29 protein-coding genes are annotated in these 17,992 nt (G+C 55.7%); 10 read left to right on the forward strand and 19 right to left on the reverse strand.

Annotation, left to right across the window (positions count from 1 at the left end; translation table 11 throughout):
* Positions 1 to 74: 74 nt before the first annotated feature.
* From DEALK_RS04640 to DEALK_RS04665, 6 genes are all read right to left on the reverse strand, one after another.
* Entirely contained in the window at positions 75 to 479 is a 405-nt protein-coding gene (locus tag DEALK_RS04640) for an SRPBCC family protein (RefSeq protein WP_058439136.1), read from the reverse strand.
* A gap of 29 nt (positions 480 to 508) precedes the next feature.
* Entirely contained in the window at positions 509 to 1,051 is a 543-nt protein-coding gene (locus DEALK_RS04645) for a peptidylprolyl isomerase (RefSeq protein WP_058439137.1), read from the reverse strand.
* Positions 1,052 to 1,086: 35 nt separating this feature from the next.
* A complete protein-coding gene (locus DEALK_RS04650) occupies positions 1,087 to 1,665 on the reverse strand; it encodes a peptidylprolyl isomerase (protein WP_058439138.1) in 579 nt (192 codons plus the stop codon).
* Positions 1,666 to 1,791: 126 nt separating this feature from the next.
* On the reverse strand, positions 1,792 to 2,532 hold the full coding sequence (locus DEALK_RS04655) for a DUF502 domain-containing protein (protein ID WP_065128695.1): 741 nt from the start codon (positions 2,530 to 2,532) through the stop codon (positions 1,792 to 1,794).
* 122 nt (positions 2,533 to 2,654) lie between these two features.
* A complete protein-coding gene (locus tag DEALK_RS04660) occupies positions 2,655 to 2,900 on the reverse strand; it encodes a glutaredoxin family protein (protein WP_058439139.1) in 246 nt (81 codons plus the stop codon).
* Between the two features lie 169 nt (positions 2,901 to 3,069).
* A complete protein-coding gene (locus tag DEALK_RS04665) occupies positions 3,070 to 3,324 on the reverse strand; it encodes a Smr/MutS family protein (RefSeq protein WP_058439140.1) in 255 nt (84 codons plus the stop codon).
* Positions 3,325 to 3,431: 107 nt separating this feature from the next.
* Here DEALK_RS04665 and DEALK_RS04670 point away from each other — a divergent pair, with 107 nt between their 5' ends.
* From DEALK_RS04670 to DEALK_RS04680, 3 genes are all read left to right on the forward strand, one after another.
* Complete coding sequence (locus DEALK_RS04670; RefSeq protein WP_058439141.1) at positions 3,432 to 3,695, forward strand: SemiSWEET family sugar transporter; 264 nt, start codon at positions 3,432 to 3,434, stop codon at positions 3,693 to 3,695.
* A gap of 67 nt (positions 3,696 to 3,762) precedes the next feature.
* Entirely contained in the window at positions 3,763 to 3,987 is a 225-nt protein-coding gene (locus tag DEALK_RS04675) for a hypothetical protein (RefSeq protein ID WP_058439142.1), read from the forward strand.
* Positions 3,988 to 4,056: 69 nt separating this feature from the next.
* On the forward strand, positions 4,057 to 4,560 hold the full coding sequence (locus tag DEALK_RS04680) for a hypothetical protein (protein ID WP_058439143.1): 504 nt from the start codon (positions 4,057 to 4,059) through the stop codon (positions 4,558 to 4,560).
* A gap of 197 nt (positions 4,561 to 4,757) precedes the next feature.
* Here DEALK_RS04680 and DEALK_RS04685 read toward each other — a convergent pair whose 3' ends face one another.
* The 4 genes from DEALK_RS04685 to DEALK_RS04700 all read right to left on the reverse strand — a co-directional run bounded on the left by DEALK_RS04685 (position 4,758) and on the right by DEALK_RS04700 (position 7,839).
* The gene (locus DEALK_RS04685; protein WP_058439144.1) at positions 4,758 to 5,840 is read right to left on the reverse strand and encodes a D-alanine--D-alanine ligase family protein; all 1,083 of its coding nucleotides are present in this window, start codon (positions 5,838 to 5,840) and stop codon (positions 4,758 to 4,760) included.
* A complete protein-coding gene (locus DEALK_RS04690; RefSeq protein ID WP_058439145.1) occupies positions 5,833 to 6,849 on the reverse strand; it encodes a putative zinc-binding metallopeptidase in 1,017 nt (338 codons plus the stop codon). Before DEALK_RS04690 ends, DEALK_RS04685 begins: the two co-directional genes overlap by 8 nt.
* Positions 6,850 to 6,928: 79 nt before the next feature.
* A complete protein-coding gene (locus DEALK_RS04695) occupies positions 6,929 to 7,342 on the reverse strand; it encodes a hypothetical protein (protein ID WP_058439146.1) in 414 nt (137 codons plus the stop codon).
* Between the two features lie 17 nt (positions 7,343 to 7,359).
* Complete coding sequence (locus DEALK_RS04700) at positions 7,360 to 7,839, reverse strand: hypothetical protein (RefSeq protein ID WP_058439147.1); 480 nt, start codon at positions 7,837 to 7,839, stop codon at positions 7,360 to 7,362.
* Between the two features lie 178 nt (positions 7,840 to 8,017).
* Between DEALK_RS04700 and DEALK_RS04710 the strand changes: the two genes are divergently transcribed.
* Positions 8,018 to 8,296, forward strand: a complete 279-nt coding sequence (locus tag DEALK_RS04710) for a hypothetical protein (protein ID WP_058439149.1) — start codon at positions 8,018 to 8,020, stop codon at positions 8,294 to 8,296.
* A gap of 44 nt (positions 8,297 to 8,340) precedes the next feature.
* Here DEALK_RS04710 and DEALK_RS04715 read toward each other — a convergent pair whose 3' ends face one another.
* Genes DEALK_RS04715 through DEALK_RS04725 form a run of 3 tightly spaced genes read right to left on the reverse strand, consistent with a single transcriptional unit; the run spans position 8,341 to position 9,881 of the window.
* A complete protein-coding gene (locus tag DEALK_RS04715; protein WP_058439150.1) occupies positions 8,341 to 8,694 on the reverse strand; it encodes a c-type cytochrome in 354 nt (117 codons plus the stop codon).
* 30 nt (positions 8,695 to 8,724) lie between these two features.
* Positions 8,725 to 9,111 carry a c-type cytochrome gene (locus tag DEALK_RS04720; protein ID WP_058439151.1) on the reverse strand — a complete coding sequence of 129 codons (387 nt, stop codon included), beginning with the start codon at positions 9,109 to 9,111 and terminating at the stop codon, positions 8,725 to 8,727.
* Positions 9,108 to 9,881 (reverse strand): nitroreductase family protein, encoded by a 774-nt coding sequence (locus tag DEALK_RS04725; RefSeq protein WP_058439152.1) that lies wholly within the window; start codon positions 9,879 to 9,881, stop codon positions 9,108 to 9,110. Before DEALK_RS04725 ends, DEALK_RS04720 begins: the two co-directional genes overlap by 4 nt.
* Positions 9,882 to 9,971: 90 nt before the next feature.
* On the opposite strand from DEALK_RS04725, the gene DEALK_RS04730 reads away from it, so the two are divergent.
* Together DEALK_RS04730 and DEALK_RS04735 are read left to right on the forward strand one after the other, a co-directional pair.
* Positions 9,972 to 10,223 carry a hypothetical protein gene (locus DEALK_RS04730; protein WP_058439153.1) on the forward strand — a complete coding sequence of 84 codons (252 nt, stop codon included), beginning with the start codon at positions 9,972 to 9,974 and terminating at the stop codon, positions 10,221 to 10,223.
* A gap of 244 nt (positions 10,224 to 10,467) precedes the next feature.
* Positions 10,468 to 12,492, forward strand: coding sequence for an immune inhibitor A domain-containing protein (locus DEALK_RS04735; RefSeq protein WP_058439154.1), 2,025 nt, complete (start codon positions 10,468 to 10,470; stop codon positions 12,490 to 12,492).
* Between the two features lie 70 nt (positions 12,493 to 12,562).
* On the opposite strand, the gene DEALK_RS04740 is transcribed toward DEALK_RS04735, so the two are convergent.
* Complete coding sequence (locus DEALK_RS04740; protein ID WP_144437075.1) at positions 12,563 to 13,156, reverse strand: zf-TFIIB domain-containing protein; 594 nt, start codon at positions 13,154 to 13,156, stop codon at positions 12,563 to 12,565.
* A gap of 111 nt (positions 13,157 to 13,267) precedes the next feature.
* On the opposite strand from DEALK_RS04740, the gene DEALK_RS09780 reads away from it, so the two are divergent.
* The 3 genes from DEALK_RS09780 to DEALK_RS04755 are packed head-to-tail and all read left to right on the forward strand — an operon-like array spanning position 13,268 to position 14,491.
* A complete protein-coding gene (locus DEALK_RS09780; protein ID WP_058439156.1) occupies positions 13,268 to 13,801 on the forward strand; it encodes a ferritin family protein in 534 nt (177 codons plus the stop codon).
* Between the two features lie 28 nt (positions 13,802 to 13,829).
* Positions 13,830 to 14,159: a pyrimidine dimer DNA glycosylase/endonuclease V gene (locus DEALK_RS04750; protein WP_058439157.1), complete on the forward strand. Its 330-nt coding sequence runs from the start codon at positions 13,830 to 13,832 to the stop codon at positions 14,157 to 14,159.
* A gap of 11 nt (positions 14,160 to 14,170) precedes the next feature.
* The gene (locus DEALK_RS04755; RefSeq protein WP_058439158.1) at positions 14,171 to 14,491 is read left to right on the forward strand and encodes a hypothetical protein; all 321 of its coding nucleotides are present in this window, start codon (positions 14,171 to 14,173) and stop codon (positions 14,489 to 14,491) included.
* Positions 14,492 to 14,525: 34 nt separating this feature from the next.
* On the opposite strand, the gene DEALK_RS04760 is transcribed toward DEALK_RS04755, so the two are convergent.
* Positions 14,526 to 14,891 (reverse strand): PAS domain-containing protein, encoded by a 366-nt coding sequence (locus tag DEALK_RS04760; protein ID WP_058439159.1) that lies wholly within the window; start codon positions 14,889 to 14,891, stop codon positions 14,526 to 14,528.
* Between the two features lie 167 nt (positions 14,892 to 15,058).
* Between DEALK_RS04760 and DEALK_RS04765 the strand changes: the two genes are divergently transcribed.
* Positions 15,059 to 15,541 carry a hypothetical protein gene (locus DEALK_RS04765; RefSeq protein WP_116632792.1) on the forward strand — a complete coding sequence of 161 codons (483 nt, stop codon included), beginning with the start codon at positions 15,059 to 15,061 and terminating at the stop codon, positions 15,539 to 15,541.
* A gap of 97 nt (positions 15,542 to 15,638) precedes the next feature.
* Here DEALK_RS04765 and DEALK_RS09940 read toward each other — a convergent pair whose 3' ends face one another.
* The 4 genes from DEALK_RS09940 to DEALK_RS04785 form a co-directional block, all read right to left on the reverse strand.
* Positions 15,639 to 16,043, reverse strand: coding sequence for a hypothetical protein (locus tag DEALK_RS09940; RefSeq protein WP_133240211.1), 405 nt, complete (start codon positions 16,041 to 16,043; stop codon positions 15,639 to 15,641).
* A 412-nt stretch (positions 16,044 to 16,455) separates the two neighbouring features.
* Positions 16,456 to 16,716: a type II toxin-antitoxin system HicA family toxin gene (locus tag DEALK_RS04775; protein ID WP_058439162.1), complete on the reverse strand. Its 261-nt coding sequence runs from the start codon at positions 16,714 to 16,716 to the stop codon at positions 16,456 to 16,458.
* 17 nt (positions 16,717 to 16,733) lie between these two features.
* Complete coding sequence (locus DEALK_RS04780) at positions 16,734 to 17,063, reverse strand: type II toxin-antitoxin system HicB family antitoxin (RefSeq protein ID WP_058439163.1); 330 nt, start codon at positions 17,061 to 17,063, stop codon at positions 16,734 to 16,736.
* Positions 17,064 to 17,517: 454 nt separating this feature from the next.
* Positions 17,518 to 17,808, reverse strand: coding sequence for a hypothetical protein (locus tag DEALK_RS04785; RefSeq protein ID WP_058439164.1), 291 nt, complete (start codon positions 17,806 to 17,808; stop codon positions 17,518 to 17,520).
* Positions 17,809 to 17,992: the final 184 nt, after the last annotated feature.

Here is a 17,992-nt window from a genome sequence, read left to right on the forward strand (position 1 = left end):
AAGTTGACCGGGGGATATCCGCTGATGTATCTGCTGTTGACGGGTAGTATCCAGGGACGGAACAGGTGGCGGCGCTACCGGCCGGGAGGTTTTTCCAGGTAAAGCCGCAGCCGGTCCCAGTAGAAATCATGCCAGCCCTGGGCAATTTCCTCGGCGAAGGCCTCAGGCACGCCCTGCTGGGTGAACCTTAAAGTGGACACGCCCCTTTTTTCACCGAGCTCGACCGAAACGGTCGAGAAAACACCTTCCGGCCAGTCAGAAGCCCGCCACCGCTGGACGTACCTTGCGCCGGGCTCAAGCTCGAGAAACTTGCCGCTGATGTAGCCGTCGTAGGCGCTGAAGCTGCCGCCGGGCCGGGCGTCGATGGATGCCGCCGCGCCGGTGAAAGCTGAATGCTGCGCCGAATCCGTCAGCGCCTCAAAGACGCGCCGCGCCGGAGCCTCGAACACTGCCAGCTGCACAATCGTTTTATCGGCCATTTATCAAACGCCCAGCATCCCCGGAGACATCAGGCCTCGGTTAGGGAGATTCCTTTGATCACCGGCGGATCAACTGGCATGGACACTTCACCGTGAGGGGAGCGGCCAACCTTGACCCCGGCGATCTTCTGAACCGTGTCCATACCTTCGGTAACCCGCCCGAACTGGGTGTAGTTGGGGCAGCCGTTCAAGCCGCGGGCCTGGGGACCGGTGCAGATGAAGAACTGGCTGCCGTTGGTGTTGGGGCCCGCATTAGCCATGGCTACAATCCCGGGATCGTAAGAATGCTTCGCCGGGAGTTCGTCGTTGAAGCGGTAGCCCGGGCCGCCGCCGCCGGTACCGGTGGGGTCTCCGGTCTGGATCATAAACGGGGCGATGATGCGGTGGAAGATAACGCCGTCGTAAAAACCCTCGCCGGCCAGAAAGACGAAGTTGTTTACCGTTTTGGGGCTTTCCTTGGCCAGCAGCTCGATCTTGAAGCTGCCAAGTGAGGTGTCGATGGCGGCGGTGTATTTTTTATTGGGATCGATCTGCATCGGCGGGGCGGCGGTCCAACGTTTGGTTTCGGGCATTATGATTTCCTTTCTTGTTGAGCACCAATTTCAAATCAAGGCTTTTCGATGGTGATCCGGATGATATAGGGCGGGTCGACAGGCTTGGAGAGTTCGCCGGTTGGGGTCAGAACTACCGGTACCGAGGCGATCGCCCGGACTACATCCATTCCCTCGACGACGATGCCGAATTGGGTATAAGCCGGGTTCTGATCGAGGTTTTTAGCCTGCGGGCCGGTACAGATGAAGAACTGGCTGCCGTTGGTGTTGGGTCCCCGGTTGGCCATGGCGACGATTCCCGGTTCGTACGACCTTTTAACCGGCAGCTCGTCGGCAAAAGTGTACCCCGGACCGCCGGCGCCGGTGCCGGCGGGGTCGCCGGTCTGGACCATGAACTCCTTCATGATGCGGTGAAAGATGATTTTGTTGTCGGCGCTCTGGTTGTAAAAACCCTTTTCGGTCAGGGAGATGAAATTTTCCACCGTCTTGGGCGCGTCTTTGGTGAAAAATTCTATCTTGAAGCTGCCCAGATTGGTCTCGATGGTGGCGTAAGTGGGTTTGGGATCGCCGCAGCCTCCGGCGGTCAGGATCGCCAGCAGAGGCAGCACGACCAGCAGTTTTCTATATAAGTTCATTTCTTCCTCGATGCAAAAAGGCCGGTCTCTATGATACGGGATAACGCGCCGTTCTGCCAAGCGGAGAACCTGGCTGTCGGAAGGCCGCGCGGCGTTTTGGCTGCTATAGGCTGCGTCCCGTTTTTATCAGAGCTGACAGGACGGCGGTTCTATGGTTGCGGGCTGGCGGTCCAGGTGTATCGGTGACTGCAAAGCGGCTGCCGACTCCTCATCGGCCGGTGCTGTTGTTCCGCCGCCCGTGCCGGCGCCGTCGGCCAACTCAACGCCCTGGCATTTCTCAGGCGTGACCATGCCGCAGGAAATAATCATCCTCATGGCGCAGTCGACGCTCATGTTCGGGCGGGATATCTGGTGTTCCCGCAGCAGCTGCAAAAAGCCGGAAGTCGGATTGGGTGATCCGGGGACATAGACCACATAGATCTTCTTGCCGTTTTCATCTTCCATGTCGTTGGTGATGAAGGCCAGCGACTTGACCCCTTTCTGAGGGAAGTCGACGATGACGACTTCTTTGAAAGCGCTGCGTTTGACGCCGCCCAGAGAGTCAACCACCTGCTTGGCGCCGGTGTATATCTGGGAGAATAGGGGCAGCCTGGAAAATACCCTGTCGGCGGTTTTCAGTATGCTGCGTCCCACCACGTTGTGCCAGATGATCCCGACGATCCAGATAAGGACGATGGTGCCGGCCAGGCCGAGCCCCACGATCTCCCGGCCGAAAAATAGCTTGATGACCGGCTGCAGGATGCCGTCGATGGTGTTGAACATCCACATCAGGATCAGGACCGATGCCAGCAGGGGCACCAGGAACAGCAGCCCGGCAAGGAATTCCTTTTTAAGAGTGGCCTTGAACCAGGTGGCTATTCTTTTCATTCAGGCCTTTCCAGTATCAACCACAAACCGGTATTAAGAGGAGCATTGAAGGAATCGGGTTGGGGCATTATTCTTCCGGCACTCGATGGCGTCGGTGTTATAAAACAACCGATGCAGCCGGCTTACGCCCGGCTCAATTTCTTTTCGAGTTCAGCTCGGGACGGTTCAACCAGAACGGCGCCGTCCGGGAAAATGATGGTCGGCACGCTTTTGAAACCTTTGTTGATGCGTTCCACCTCAGCCGCGGCGCCGGCGTCGGCGGCAATATCAACCCATTTATAGGTCACGCCCAATTGCTTGAAGACTGATTTGGCGCGCACGCAGTCGGGACACCAGGTTGTGCCGTACATGATGATTTCGTCAGCCATTCGGACCTCCGTGCTCCGAGCGTTCTTCCGGCAATAATGAGGCAGGGGCCGGCCGGCCTCCGCTCATCGCCGCGAGACGATGTCCGCCCTCCTCCAGGCTTCCACCATGGCCGCACCCCTGCCGAGAACAATTCTATGCCGGATAAGGGCGCGGGTCAACGCCGCGGGGCTAAAACCTGAAGTGAACGAAGATGCGTCCGAAATTTTTATCGTCCTTCTCAATCCGGTGGTACTGCTGCTTTATCCCCGGTTGAGCTAAAAACCTGAGAACATGCTTTTTAAGGGCGCCCGAACCCTTGCCCGGGATGATCTCGATGAGTTCTATCCTCTTTTTTACCGCATCGGAGATGATCCGGTTCAACTCCGTTTCAATAGCCGCCCCGCGGTTATAGATTTCGTGCAGGTCAAGCACCAGTTTCGCCATTCGGCACCCCTGTTCGATGCCTCGAATCGCTCACTTCGCTATAATGATGACACAAACGGGCGATATGGTCGAACCTTGCCGTCAGCGGCAGGTTGAGGGGTGCCGGAATGTGGTATCTGGTAGGCGCTGCGGCGGCTGTACTTACGACTTTTGGGTTTGTGCCTCAGATTCTTAAAATGAGACGGACCAGGTCGGTAAAGGATATCAGCCTGCTGACCCTGGTTCAGTTTTCCGTCGGCGTCGCCATATGGGGTATTTACGGCTGGCATTTGAAAGACCCTGTCATCGTCGCGGCGAACCTCATCAGCCTTCTCATTCTGCTTTCAGCCATAGCTATGTATCTGAAATACCGTCGGGCGACCCTGCGCTGATTAGAGATCGGTACCGCCTGTCGGCGATTGACCCGAGGGATATAATTAGTAAGGTGTTTGAGAGGGAATGGCTGGGGTGTTGAAATTCGTCCTGTCGTTAGCCGCCGTCGTCGCTCTCGCCCTCACCGGCGCGGGCTGCGGCCCGGCGGAAACTCCCGCCACCGAGTCTCCGTTTACCGCGTCGGCTTCGCAGCCTCCATCGGCATCGACAACGACCAGCCTGCCGCCGCCGGCTACCGCGGCGGCCCAAACCAGAGTTGTGCTGGCCGAGATGTTCACCGGGGACTGGTGAGGCTACTGTCCGTTCGCGTCGCGAGCGATCGAAAAACACGCCGCCGAGCTTGGGCCGGGAAAACTCCTGGTGCTGCAGTACCATTCGGGGGACAAATACGCCACCCCGGCCACCGAAGCTAAAGCCGCCGAATACGGCGTGAGGGGCTTCCCGTCAATCTATTTCGATGGCGGTAATCCAGTCATCGGCGCCGGCAGCGAACTCTCCGCCTACAACGCCCAGACATCCAAAATCGCCGCCGCGCTGGCTAAACCGCCGGCGGTCGCCCTGAGCGCTACCGTCAGTTTTTCCGGGGGCATTACCGTGACAGCTGCCGCAACCAACACTGGGTCAAGTACTGTTTCCGGCTTGAAGCTATATGTCGTCATCTATGAGGATCTGGGCACCGCAGAACACCACTACACGGTGCGCGACGTTCTTTCTCCGGTCGCTATCGTGAGCCTGGCTTCCGGCGCCGTTCAACAATTTTCAGTCAAATCTAGCTACGGCGGCAGCCAGAGTAATCTGCAGGCCGTTGTTTTCATCAAATCCGCTTCCGGTGAAGTGCTGCAGGTGGCTCTGGCCGGCAAATAACCGCTCGTTAGAGATGAATCACTTTTTCTTTGGGGCGGGCGCTGCGGCGGCTTCTTTTTTCGCGGGCGCCGGTTTGGCGGCCGGCTTATCGGCGTACAGTTCCGGATGGTGTGTCCGACAGGTTTTGCACATAATTAGCGCCTCCTTGCGGTATTGATTATACCCCTCGAGCGGTTATCCCCCAATCATCGGGGTTTTCAAACCGGTTTGATATCGCATTTTTCGATCAGTGCGGAAAGCGCCCGGCGCGCCTGCGCCCGCTCCGCCCGTGCCTTTTGAAGGCTTTCCAGGAAAGGCGTCGGCTCATTCCGCCGCCAGGCTGCCTCGACGATGCGGTCAATCAGGCTGGCAAATCCCAGTCCGGACTGCAAAGCCGCCAGGGCAAAAGCGCTGGTGCGTTCCAGATACGGATTGGCGTTGACTTCCACCACCACCGGCGTCCCGGTGGCAGGCAGCCGGATATCGACTCGGGCGTAATCACGCACTTTTAAGGCGAAGGCTGCCTCGCGGCCGGCGGCGATGATGCGGGCCCGGGTTTCCGGCGCCAGATCGGTGGCCACCTGGACGTTGATGAACTGGTGATCCGGGTCGGAGTCGTCTTTCAGGGCTCGGCTGAAGACGCGGGGCGTCCCGGGCGGCAGGCTGGAAAAATCCAGTTCCATCAGCGGGAGGGCTTCGGGAGGGTCGTTGCCCAGGACGCCGACGTAAAATTCCCGGCCTTCGACATATTCCTCCACCAGAGCCTGTTCCTTCAGTTGGCTGTGGATGAAATCAATCCGCTCTACCAGCTTTGGATACTCGGTGACCAGCGACGCTTCCCCGATACCTAGCGAAGTATCGCCCCTGAGAGGTTTAACGAACAGCGGGAAGTGCATTTTCCCGGCGAACTCGATGTCGTGCCGATCGAAAACCGCGTAGTTGGGATAGGGCACGTCGTGAAACTGGAGCAGTTTTTTGGTCAACACTTTATCCTGGCGCGCCGCCATGCCCTGGGGCCCGGTGCCGGTAAAGGGCTGTCCCAGCATCTCAAGCACCGCTGTGACATTCATTTCAAAGTTGTCGTTGTCGGCAAAGCGCTCGCAAAGGTTGAACACCAGGTCCGGGCGGTATTCGTCCAGCTTGTCCAGCAGCTCCCGCAGGTCGTCGCACAGGCCGATGGCCGAGACCTCGTGCCCGGACCCGCGCAGGGCTTCGGTGACCTGATCAACCACCTCGTCATGGGTGGTTGCCTCCGGGCCGCGTTCTTCCCAGAACAGGACGCTGATTTTCAGCTTATCCATGCCTGTCTCTCCTGCCGCTTTTTTCAACGAACCGGCCCCGACTGGTGAAATTCATCGCCAGGGCTGCCGTCATGACAGCGAAACCGCTCATCCGCTCTTCGATACGGCTTTGATCCATCTGGAGGTTAAGCCGCTGGCAGCGGGCGGTCAGATCGGCCAGCAGGCCGGCGGCGACATGCCGTTCCAGGCCGGTCCAGCGGTTGATTTCAAGCACCAGATTACCGCGCCTGGCTTCGACCGCTTCCGATGCCGCAATCCCGCGCCCGTCAGGGAAAGCCCGGCGCAGGTCTTCGTCAAGAATCCGGTGTGTCGCCACCGGCGCGTGCCGGTGTTCGCCGCAGCTGCGGTACCACGAATCGAGAGTCATGGTGAGTTCGCCGACCGGGGTGTCGAGCCCGCCGGCTGGCGACTGTACCGGTCGCCGGCCGTAAATCCGCGCCGCCCGTTCGGCGTATTCCAGCTTTTTAAGCGCCGGGGTGCCGGAATAAACCTCGCGCCAGGCCGCGCCTGGGGTCAGCCACACGGCGAAAGTCTCGGCAAAGTCATCGTCAGGATGCTTTTGGGCGTACCAGCCCGGGATATGCCGGACAAAAGCCGGGCTGAAAGGGACTACCGGGTAAACTTCGCGGTAAGGCTCGCCGTAATCGCCGAAAAGCCTCTGCCAGAGGCGGTACCGGTACAGCCGGTGGGCGTAGTTGAAGGCATGCCCGGCCTCGTGGCGGAGGTACATCATTATTTCTTCGTCGGTTTCGGCCTCGATGCCGGTCATGCTGCCTTCCAGCCGGCACAACTCGCTACTGGCCAGGTAAAAAGGGATGCCGATAACCGGCATCCCGGCGGGGCATCCCCATTCATCGGAAAAATAAGCCTCCGGTTGGAACCCGGTAAGGCCTGCTGCCTGGAGTTCGGCATGCAGCCGGCCCAGCAAGGGTTCCAGCCGGCTGCCGCGGATTTCCAGCCCGAGGTCGGCGATGCGGCGGGAAAGCAGTGTCTGGTCAGCCCCGGTCACGTTTTACCTCAAAACGAGGATACTAACAATGTAACCTATCGCTTAACTTGGGGCAAATCTTATTCGGGCCCGAAGAGGATCAGGGCACGGTGACTTCGACGGTCTGGGTCCAGTCACCGCCCTTCCATTTGAGGGGGAAAGTCAGGCGCAGTACCTGGGTTTTATCCTTGTTCAGGTTGGTTATCATCTCGTTGGTTTGAGTTACCCCGCCCTGGGTGAGGCTGGCGGTCACCACGACGGTGCCGTCGGTGCCGCGGTTATCGATAGTGATCTCCAGGATGGCGAAATAGTGGTCGCCCATGCCCGAAGTCGTCGCTTCAACCGATTTAACCACCGGTTTGGGTTTGGCTGCGGTCACCGGCGGCGTGGTTGAAGGCGATGAGGTTTCATCGGATTTGAAGGGGTTGCTCAGGCTGTCGCATCCGGAGGTGAAAAGAAGGATGAAGATGATGAGAGAGGCAAATACCGTCCCGGCCAGCCGCTTCCGAATCACGGCAGCATACTAATACTTTACTGGTTGCCAGTCAAATGGCGCCGCTTGCGGTTCCGGAAGAGCAGCACCGCCACCGCCGCCAGCAGCAGGTTGAGTCCGGCAAAGCCGACAATGACCCACTCATCGCCCCTCTGGCCGGTCATCCGGTCGAGCGAATCATTGATCGCCTGAATAAGAGATTCAGCCTGATCGTAGTCGCCGGCCGCCCAGGCCTCTTCAGCGGCGGACAGATCATTTCTGTTTCTGTCCAGCACCAGCAGCGGCCCGAGACAGCCGAGGTTGGCGGGATCTTCGTAGTGCCGCGCCGTTTCTTCTATCCGGGCAGCCGTTCGGTCGAGTTGATCTCGAAGCGCCGCCCGCTGATCGGAACAGGCCGCCGGAAAGGCCAGTAACAGCGTGAGCACGGTTGCTGAGATTATCCAGGCGGCTGGCTTCATGAAGCGTTGTTTGATCAAATCGATCTTGATTTCCTGTTTTTGAAACACGTCATTATACATGGCGGTAGGTTCTCTCGGCCAGGCCGAACCTCCAGGGCGGCAAATTGAAATGATACCGGCAGACATTCAGACATAAATCGTCGGATTGGGCGTTATAGTGGTGATAAAAAAGAGTGAGGCTATTGTCCGGCCGGCAGCCGGAGATTATAATGAAACCATAGCTTGATGGAGGTATCAAATGTGCTGCCCCGCCGTAATTGCCTTGCTCATCGGTCCCAGGGCCGCTATCCTCATCTGGTGGCTGCTTGATCAGGCGCGCTGGCAAGCCGCTTTCGACACTTTCCTGATCCCGCTGTTAGGCTTCTTCCTGCTGCCCTGGACCACGTTGGCTTACGTGCTGGTTTTCCGCGGCGGGGTGGAAGGCTTTGATTTCATCTGGCTGATCGTCGCCGTGCTGGTGGACCTGGGCGCTTACAGCGGCGGCTACCGGAGCCGGCAGAAGATGGGCAACGGCTAATCCTGCCGGGGCGGACTAAGGTTTGCCCTCACTGAAAATCCGGATTACTTCAGGTCTTGTTTCAGATAATTTGCCAGTGAGGTTATTTGCTCATCGCTCAGGTTAAGCCTGGAGCGGTGGTATTTGATCAGATTGGTCAGCTCTTCCAGGGTGCGGCCGGCGCTGGCTTCGGAGTCGCGGTTGACCGGATTTCCTTTATTGGTGCCTTCGCCGTTGGCTCCGTGACATTCGGCGCAGGACGCCAAATATAACTGAGCCCCCATTAACACGGCGGAAGTTGACGGTGCCGGGTTGTTTCCGATCGATGCCGCCGTCTTGCCGCAGCCGGCGGCGGTCAGCGTCAAAATCAGCAGAGTGGATAATAAAAGAAGAGCGGCGTTACGGTTCGGCAACCTCATCTGTCAGCTTCCTCAGTAAGTGGATAAAAATTAACGAAAGTAATTTATCATAATTTTCGGCGCCGCTGCAAACGCCAAAAACCGCATCGCCTGGTGGTCTCTTAGAAAGCTGGCCAGGGCGGCGGCCTGCTGCGGTGACAACCCGAGGGCGGCCCGGTGAAACTGAACCAGGGAAATCAACTGCTCTTCAGTCCGGTTTAAGATTGCCGGGCTGTCCGGGGTGATGCGGCTGCCGCGGTCCGTTCCTTCCGCGTTAGCGCCGTGGCACTCGGCGCAGTAGGCGGCGAAAAGGACTGCGCCGTCGAGCGAGGTCGGGTTCGGGGTGGTTGGGGTCGGCTCCTGAGCGGGGCCGCAGGAAGCTGCGGTCAGAAACGTGGTTAAGATAGTCGCGGCCAGAAGGAGACTTCTAGTTTTCATTTCCAGTTTTCCAGCATTTTCCCAACCGAACGGTTCAGTTCCATCGAGAAACCGGCGGCAAACTTGCGGCAATATATCTCCTGGCCGGCGTTTTCGTATTGAACTGCCCTTGCGGTGCTGCGGAATGTATTCTCCAGGTCCCCAAAGCAATGGTCCATTGCCGCAGCATCAAGCGGGCGGTATCTGTCTTTATGGACGATACTCTCTCCGGGGAAACGGCTGGTCAATTTTCTCTTCGCCGCCGCCGCTGTCGGGTAGCCGAAGCATAACAGGGTGACCGGCAGGGTGTACGGCGGCAAGTCGAACATTTCCCGGTGCGTCTCGTACTGCTCCAGTATGTCGCCGATATAACATGAACCTATCCCCAGGGATTCGGCGGCGATGACCGCCGTCTGGGCCGAAATGAGCGCGTCGCAGCAGGCCAGCATCAGGTCGCCGGTTTGAGGCCTGCGGTTGGGCAACCCGGATGCCTCGGCCCGTCCGGGAGCGCCGCATTTGATGAAGTAGTCCCACCACCGCTGTAGATCCGCCAGGAACAACAGCACGTACGGCGCTCTGGCGATGAACGGCTGGTGGTCGCAGCTGACCGCAAGGCGGTCTTTGAGGGACTGGTCCTCCACCTCGATGATGGAATATAGCATCAGATTGCCGGCCGTGGGCGCTCTGAAAGCCGCGGCCAGGATGGCGTCTTTATCGGCACGGGTAACCGGTTTCGGGCTGTAGGCGCGCACCGAGCGGCGGTTGTGGATGAGTTTAAGCGTCTCGTTCATCGGCATCTGCCTCGTCAGGTTTTCATTGAGTTCAAGGTTGTCTATTGGTAGAATACCCCCTGATTTGGTTTAAAACAAGAAAGTTGGAATATGTCGGACAACCTGGAAAGCCTGCAGCAAGCCCTGGTTCTCTGGACGAACATCGCGCATAAACTCTGGGAAGCCAGATCGGCACTGCTGCCCCGCAACCCGGATCATTCCCCCGGCGCCCCTGGCGATTCGCCGGTTTTTTCCAAAGAGATCCTCGGCCTCTACGACGGCCTGGACAGTTTGTACATGGAAGCCGAGCAGAAGAAACGTCAGATCTTAGAGCGCATCGCCCGGATTTCACCTCCGGTTTAGAAGCTTTCCTCAAGTCAGTTTCGCAGGTTCCTGCCCTGCGGCGAAGCGTGAAAAATATACCTCTAACCTATTGACTTCAATAATATAGCAGCCTTACACTAATCCCATAACTCTTTATCATCAAACAGGATGGCTGTGACCTGCCGTCTGTAACTGGTCACCTGGACTGGCAGCTAGCTAATGGTGAAACCGGCCTGGAAAGCGGCCGGTTTTGTTTTTACATGTAAAAGGAGGAGGGAAAACCATGTTGAAAAAAGCGGTCTCACGGTTCACTGCGGTTCTCCTGGCGCTCGGTGTTCTGGTGCTGTTGTTACCCGCGGCGATTCCGGCCGCGGCGGCGAAAGTCGATTACGTACCCACAGACGTCGGCCCCAAGATCCGGCAATGGGAGGCCACGGTTGACCGAATCGTTAAAGATGACCAACCAACTGGATCAAGCAATGTTAATGCGTCATCGCTTACAGTTTTGGATACTAAAATATTCCTAATTCTTAATGACTATTTTGGTAGTTACCAAGCAACCTATTTTTATTTGGTCTCAGAGTCATCGAAGACACAAGTTTGGGTTCAAGTGAATCTGGCTTGGACGTCTGGAGATCCACGCACCACACCTTCTATTGACGACACTCAAATCTCCTACATTCTCAACCAATTTGATAATGTTATCTTGCCGACGGAAACAGACTTTTTCGGAGGGGCTGATCCTCATGATGGTTCGACAGCCTATTTGCCAGGGCTGCTTGGTTTGCCATCGGACTATTACTTTGATTCTGGTGGTCGAAATATCGTTCTTATCAGCAATATCCGCGATGAGAATTACTATGATTCAACGTACCCAATCTATATTGCAGGTTTTTACTCTCCCTCGTTTGAGGTATATTTTGACCGAAATGTTATCACAATAGACGCTTATGACTGGGCAAATCGCTTAGGTCCTGACGGAACTCGTGCGTATCTTTATGAGGGTGTGGTAGCTCATGAGTGGCAGCATCTCCTTCATGATGACTATGACCCTGATGAAGAGACATTCATCAATGAGGGTATGTCCGAATATGCGGAGATCCTCTGCGGATATACGCAATCACTGCAAGGTCATCTTGACGCAGCTGCCGAAAATCCAGAGAACTCGCTTGTTGTTTGGGGTGACCAGGGCGACGAAGAGATACTGACGGACTACGGGCAGGCCGCCCTCTTCCAGATCTATCTTAACGAGCAGTTTGGTAGAACATTCACCCAAGTTTTGTTCCATAATCCTGGGAACGGGATATCCGGCGTAAACAGTGCTTTATCCCAAATGAGGATAAATAAGACTTTTTCCGACCTGTATCACGATTTTTCGGTTGCCTTGTTGATCAACTCTGTTAAAGCTGGTAGTAAGTACGCGATTAAAACGTTCCCCGGTTTTAAACTTGATATTGGATCGCCGGCATCGCCAAATCTTGAATCTTATTCCCTGGAAGGTGCTCCGCCATGGGGTACCGACTACATCTGGTTGGATGGGAATGCCAAGGAATTGTTGAAATTCCAGTTCAACGGCGTGCCGTATTCCATATTCCCGACCCGTTGGAGTTCCGATGATGGTTGGCTTTGGAGCGGCGTCGGTGATCTCATTGACAACTGGGCGATTTTTGAGACAACCGGTGGTGGTACCCTGAGTTTCGACACAATTTGGAATCTTGAAGACTATTGGGACTTCGGTTTTGTTCAGGTTTCGGTCGATGGTGGATATACTTGGTCAAGTTTATCCAATGCCTATACTACTTCTGATCATGATCCCAACGCCCACCCCACCGTAATCGCTAACCTTCCGGGATTGACCAGTTACATCAGTGCTCCAATAAATATGAGGTTCGACCTCTCTGCCTATGCCGGTCAGGATATCCTTATCGCATTCCGCTGCGTCACCGACTGGGCGACGTATTATGGCGGGTGGTGGGTTGATAATGTATATGTTGATGGGGAATTGATCTCTGATGGGACAGACGCCTCGGTATTCAAGGACATCAGCCAACTATTCCCAGTCGACAACGACTATACCGTTACATTCGTCGCCATGAAAAACTCAGGAAAGAACAAACCCGGGGAGTACAAGGTTCTCACCTTAAGGCTGGACAGCGTCACCGATACCGGTTTGTTTGAACTGAACCAAATTTTAATTTGGGCAGACCAGGTTGTTATGCTGGTGACCTACGACGCGCCGGAAGGAGTGACCTTTTATTCGGATTACAGTTACGAATTTGGCGTGAAGAATTCCAAGCTCAAAAAATAACACTCAAACAGTGGGTGATTAGAATAAAGGGGCGGGTACAATCCGCCCCTTTATTCTTGTGTTATCTTCCCTACCCCCGCAGCACCGCCACCCGCAGCAGCGTCATCAGGATGCTGATGAACGTATTCACCGCCCGCTCCGCTTCGGCGCTGGGCGCCTCCCCAGGCCCCATCGGCGTTGACAGGAACTCCCCCAGCTTGCGCATCGTCTCCGTTGAGTTCCCCTGCCTGTGCTCCGCCGCCAGCCGCTTCAACTCCTCGCTGAACTTCAGGTCGCCGGCTGACTCGATAACGGCGGTGAACTTCTTCTCCCGGTAGCGCTGGTAGCCGCGGAAATGCCCCCGGTTGAGCCACAGCCCGCGGCAGGCCGGGCACCGCTCGAGGATGACCTCGCTCGGGAAATGCCGGTCGGTGAACCTTTGCAGCCTGGTCCCGTCCCGGGGGCAGGCCAGGTCATGCCGCGCCGCAGCCGTCGGCCGGGCCAGGCTTGCCTCGTCAAGCGCCTCCAGCCTGGCCGCTTCGCCCTGCCGCGCCCGGAACAATTCCGACTCGTCGAACCAGATGCCGCCGCATTCGGGGCACTGGTCGAGGCGCAGCGGCAGCCCGTAGTGGCAGGCCGCCGCCACGCCGCGGAGCTCGGCCTGGTCATGAGGGCATCTCATCATATCGGAGCTGATACTAAATCCGCCGGCGTTTGCCTGTCAAACCCGGAGTCTTTGGCGGAAACGCCGCCGCGGGGTATCATAATAGGACATCTACTGTGGAGGAATACCGACATGCCCGCCTCAGAACAGCAAAGAATGATTCAGGCTATCAGCGCCGCCATTGAGCTTGAGACCGAAGGCCGCGAATGCTACCTGGCCGCCGCCCGGAACTCCGCCAACGAAGCCGGCCGCAAGCTGCTAAAGTCCCTGGCCGAGGAGGAAGACGACCACCGCCGCCGCTTTGAGTCGCTTTACCAGTCAGTCAGCCGGGATCACGGCTGGCCGGCCGCCCCGCTGCGCGCGCCGTCCTCACGCCAGATACGCCAGAACCTGGCCGCCGTCTGCCGCGAGATCGGCGTCAAGGTCGCCGGCGCCGCCGGCGAACTGGAGATGGTCAACATCGCCATCGAAAAAGAAAAGAAGAGCCACGAATTTTACCGGGAACACGCTGAAAAAGCCGCCTTCCAGACTGAAAAAGAGTTTTATACCGTCCTGGCCGATGAGGAATGGGAGCACGCCCGGGCGCTGCTGGACTACGCCGAATATCTGACCAATCCGGAGGACTGGTTCGCCGAGACGGAGCACCCGTCGCTGGACGGCGGTTAACCCTTGCCGCCTGGAGTATAATCTCCGTATGCGGATGTGGCTGGTTGACCCGCGGCTGATGTGCCGCAGGCACCTCCTGGGTGAACACGTCGAGCTTCACATGCTGGCCGGATGCCTCCGCCGCGGCAAGAGCATTGACGGCTACTTGCAAGGCCTGGTAGACCCGGCGCTCATCGCCTGCCGCCATGAGCAGCTGGTACGGGAGATGAATAATCGGGGTTTTTCTCACCGCTCGCCGCTCGATGCGCCGGAGTGCCCGCAGCCTGCGGCCAGCATTTCGCCGGAGCGCAACCTGGCCGAACTCCGCCGCCGCTGCCCCGATTGCGCGTCAATCGCCGCGCCGCCGGCTGAATGCTGAAGGAGGCGTATATGCTCCTGGCGCTGATAACCCTGCTGGTTTGGATCGGGTTGGTCTGGGAGTACCGGAGAAAGAAGGCGGCGCTTTTCGCCAGGGACGAACCCGCCGCCGCCGCCGTCTGGCTGAGGTTGCTCAGGCGGTTCCTGTGGACTGGCGGAATCTCCGCCGCGGTTTTTGCCGCCGCGGCTGTCATTCACAACGCCGCCTCAGCCCTGATAGGCATAGAGGAGGCGGTCTTTTTCACTCTCGCCCTGGCCGCCCTGGTCGCCTTCGTCATCGCCACCGGTGTTAGCCTGCTGCTCTATGTCCGGGGGCGTCTGACCAGGGGATAGACGCCGGCGGGATCGGCTGAACTCACGGCCGTTGCTAGTTCTTGTAAGCCGTGATATCGGTCACCACGCCCAGGACGGCCGTCTGATTGTTGTGGTCAATCATCCGCGGCGTCAGTCGGATCCACCTGGTTTCGCCGCCCTTGGGTACAACCCGCAGCTCAGGCTCCTTCGGCAGGTGGTCCAGTTTACCGGAAAGGGCGGAAACCGTCTGGCACATGAAGGTACTCCGGTCTTCCGGATGCACCAGTTCCATTACGTTCATATTTTGAATTTCATTCCGGCTGTAGCCGGTGTAATTTACAAAAGCCTGATTGAAATAGACCAGGTCGCCGTCCTGGAAGACGTACACTGGCAGCGGAATCTCATCGATGATCTTGCGGTAAAAGTATTTATCGTCCATGACGTGTCCTTCACGGCGCCGGATTTTAGCGCTCAAATTATACAAATTACACTGAATGGAAGACAAGATTGGCATACTGAGGCGGGCGTTGACGGCGACCAATTTTACTAAGGGGTACCGGCAGACTAAAATGCGGCAGCCAGGCCTTTCGGTTGGAGAAAACGGATATGACCGGCATCGATACTGCCCCCTCGGACACCCGGAAAGCCCTGCTCGCCCAATTGAATGGCGTCGCTTCGGAGCTTCTGGAGTTCGGCCGGAGTGTGACTGATCCGGACATTCCCATGTATGAAGGCTGGACTGTCAAACGGACCCTGGGGCATATCCTGTTCTGGCATGAAAGCTTTGCCCGCAACGTCCGGGACCTGGCGGCTGGCGTTAAGCCTGCACCTGTTTCAGGCGCTTATGCCGACTTGAACCGCCGCTGTTTTGAAGAGCTGGAAACCGTCACTTTCATTGAAGTGCTGGACAGGTTTAGGGCAGCGCAGGATATGATTAACCGCAGTATTCTGGATGAAAAGGTGGTAGTAATCCCGTACCGGGTGGGTTCCCGCAGCTATTCCCCGGAGGAACACCTGGAAATTGTCTCCAAACATATCCTGACTCATCTGAAGGCGTTGAGGGCCGCGGTCAGAAGGAAAGCAAAGTAGCTGTCTGAAGGCTCTCCTTGTCATTCCTGTCCTCGCGAAAGCGGGGACAGGCCGGAATCTGGGATGGGAGGTTAATCCAGCTCCCTTACCATGCCAGTCAACTTTCCGAGGCTGATGGGTTGTTTGAAGCTCGTGAGTTCAGGTAGGTTGAAACACTTCCCCCGAACAACAATGCATATGACAACATTCTGCTTATAAACTGGGCAGACGAACCGGCAGCGTTTATCATTGAAGAGATTAGACTTAAAGCCAACCAGATTGCGAATAATAGAAAATAAATGGGCTTGGCTCTATCGGGTGATTTCGCGGCAATAAAAATCAAAGTGACGGTAATGATCAGAGTCACCCCGCTGGTGGATAAAACGTAATAGAAAAGACCTGAGAAGCCATTCGCATCTGCGTAAAGTTGTGATAGCCGAAGAAAGATATAAACTAAAAGTGCAATCGCTCCGGCTGTCATCAACAAAAGGCCTGTGCGCTTTCTACTGTTGCTTCTTGCCATTTCTCCTCCGAGCGGCTAATTTCCGCTAAAAACTAGATAATCCCGCAGCCAAGATTTAATCTACCAGTCCCGACAAGGATGGCAATGCTGCAGAGTGTGATCCCGGCGATGGCTAGCCCGCGGTCTTTGTTCCTGCTCAAGCCAATTGCGCTGAATACTAAACCAATGATCGCGAGAGGTATGTTCAGCCAGTTGAATCAGCCTAGGAAGGGAATCAAACCCAGTAGAAAGCCAAGAAACACCAGTACGCCGATAACGAATCCTGCGATGCTCATATGTTTACCCTCTGACAAAGATGCCTGGCTACAAGGCCAGGCATTTTATTTGCATTCCTTTTGAATTCAGTTTTTATTACCACTGCACAAACATCGGTATAACGTGCCAAATGTGCGTAGATAACTTCGTTCGACACTCAAAGCCCGTATCGATTGATCAATGAAAGTAGGCCATTCTTGCCAATCTTGGTTTGTTTTGAACCCAAAATAGCCTGTAAAGTACCTTCTGGCAACGAGTCATTTTTCGTTGGTACGACAGTGACTAGATTGATTCCGCCAATGTTTTTGAAGAGAGATACACCGTGATCACAATGTTTTTTAATACTCCAACCATCCTTCTGGAGCAACGCAATTAATTTGTTTCCAGATATGGCTGGGATCGAGGTGTATACCTTCATCTGCCTGGCATGAATCCCTATCTTCCAGCCAAAATCGGTATTCGTTGAACATGTGGTTTGAACAATTTGTCGGTTTCAGCGGGCATGGTAATGTCAACAGGTCTCATGTGGGGGTGACTTTTACTAGGTCTTTCGGTAAGAACCGTAATATCATTCTCCTCGAAAAACCGAGCGGCCTCACCGAGTTCTTCCAAGGTATTGACGTGGCAGATAATAGCAGATTTTAGACTTGATTCAGCCTCTTCCATGGTCTTGCCATAAGCTGAGGTTCCTAATTCTCGACAATAGCCAACCCACTTCCGGCCTTCTTTTTGGAACTCAAAGGTGAGTTGGATATACTGAGTCATTCCAACTCCTTTCATTCTGCGGTTAGGGGGGTACAACCGCAAGTTTCAATAATTGACATTGACTCCCGTCAATTCGTGCCATATTAAACAGCAGAGGATTGACGCTGTCAATAGGGGTTAACCCTTAATTTTCATCGCCACCTAAAATGGATAATCCTAGGATTGGATTCTAGGGCATTTTCAAAGCTACTAGATGATTCTATACCCCTTGTTTGTTGCTGTGCAAATCCCTCCCCCTGAAAATCAGGGAATCCAAATACGGCAATGGCTGCCGGAAAAAGACTTAGCAAGAGAGGTGTTTTGTCTTTCCAAAAACCACCCCCGCCCGGGACAGTAAATTGTCCGTTTGGCGGGGGCTCACTTTTTCCACTTCCAAAAAGGAATGTTTTTAGAAAATCGGCGGGGTTGGTAAGGCGTCTTATAGTAATTGGGGAGGAGTAATCCTTCAGCTAACTTACTCAGCACTACCACACGGCGCTTGTAGTGCGTCATGTGCCCGAGAAATCCGGGCGGCTACCCCTTCAACGCGGTGTTTTAATGAATCTATCTGAGCGGAGACTGCTTGGATGTTACTAAACTCAGTAGCCTTGATCTCATAATCCACCATGAACTTCAGGGCGCCGGAGAGTGTATTGAAATATCCGATAACATCATCGACTACCTTCCCACTCTTCAGTGTTGATCGCTTGGCTATGATGAATTGCAGGCCATCGCTTTTGAGAATCAAATTATTTCCGAGATCCATTACTTTGTACTATCTCCTCCTCTTCATTCTGTCCTTCATAAGAAGCTTGATTTGAACTTATTCTGTAACCCCCCAAGTTTGCCGATAGCATGACGCCGCAAAGGAGACAATAGGTGTCCCCATCTGCGTTCGGTATACTCTGAGATGATTGTTGACACTTAGGGCATATCATTACCGCCGTCCC

This window comes from Dehalogenimonas alkenigignens, from assembly GCF_001466665.1.
Classification (GTDB): Bacteria; Chloroflexota; Dehalococcoidia; order Dehalococcoidales; family Dehalococcoidaceae; genus Dehalogenimonas; species Dehalogenimonas alkenigignens.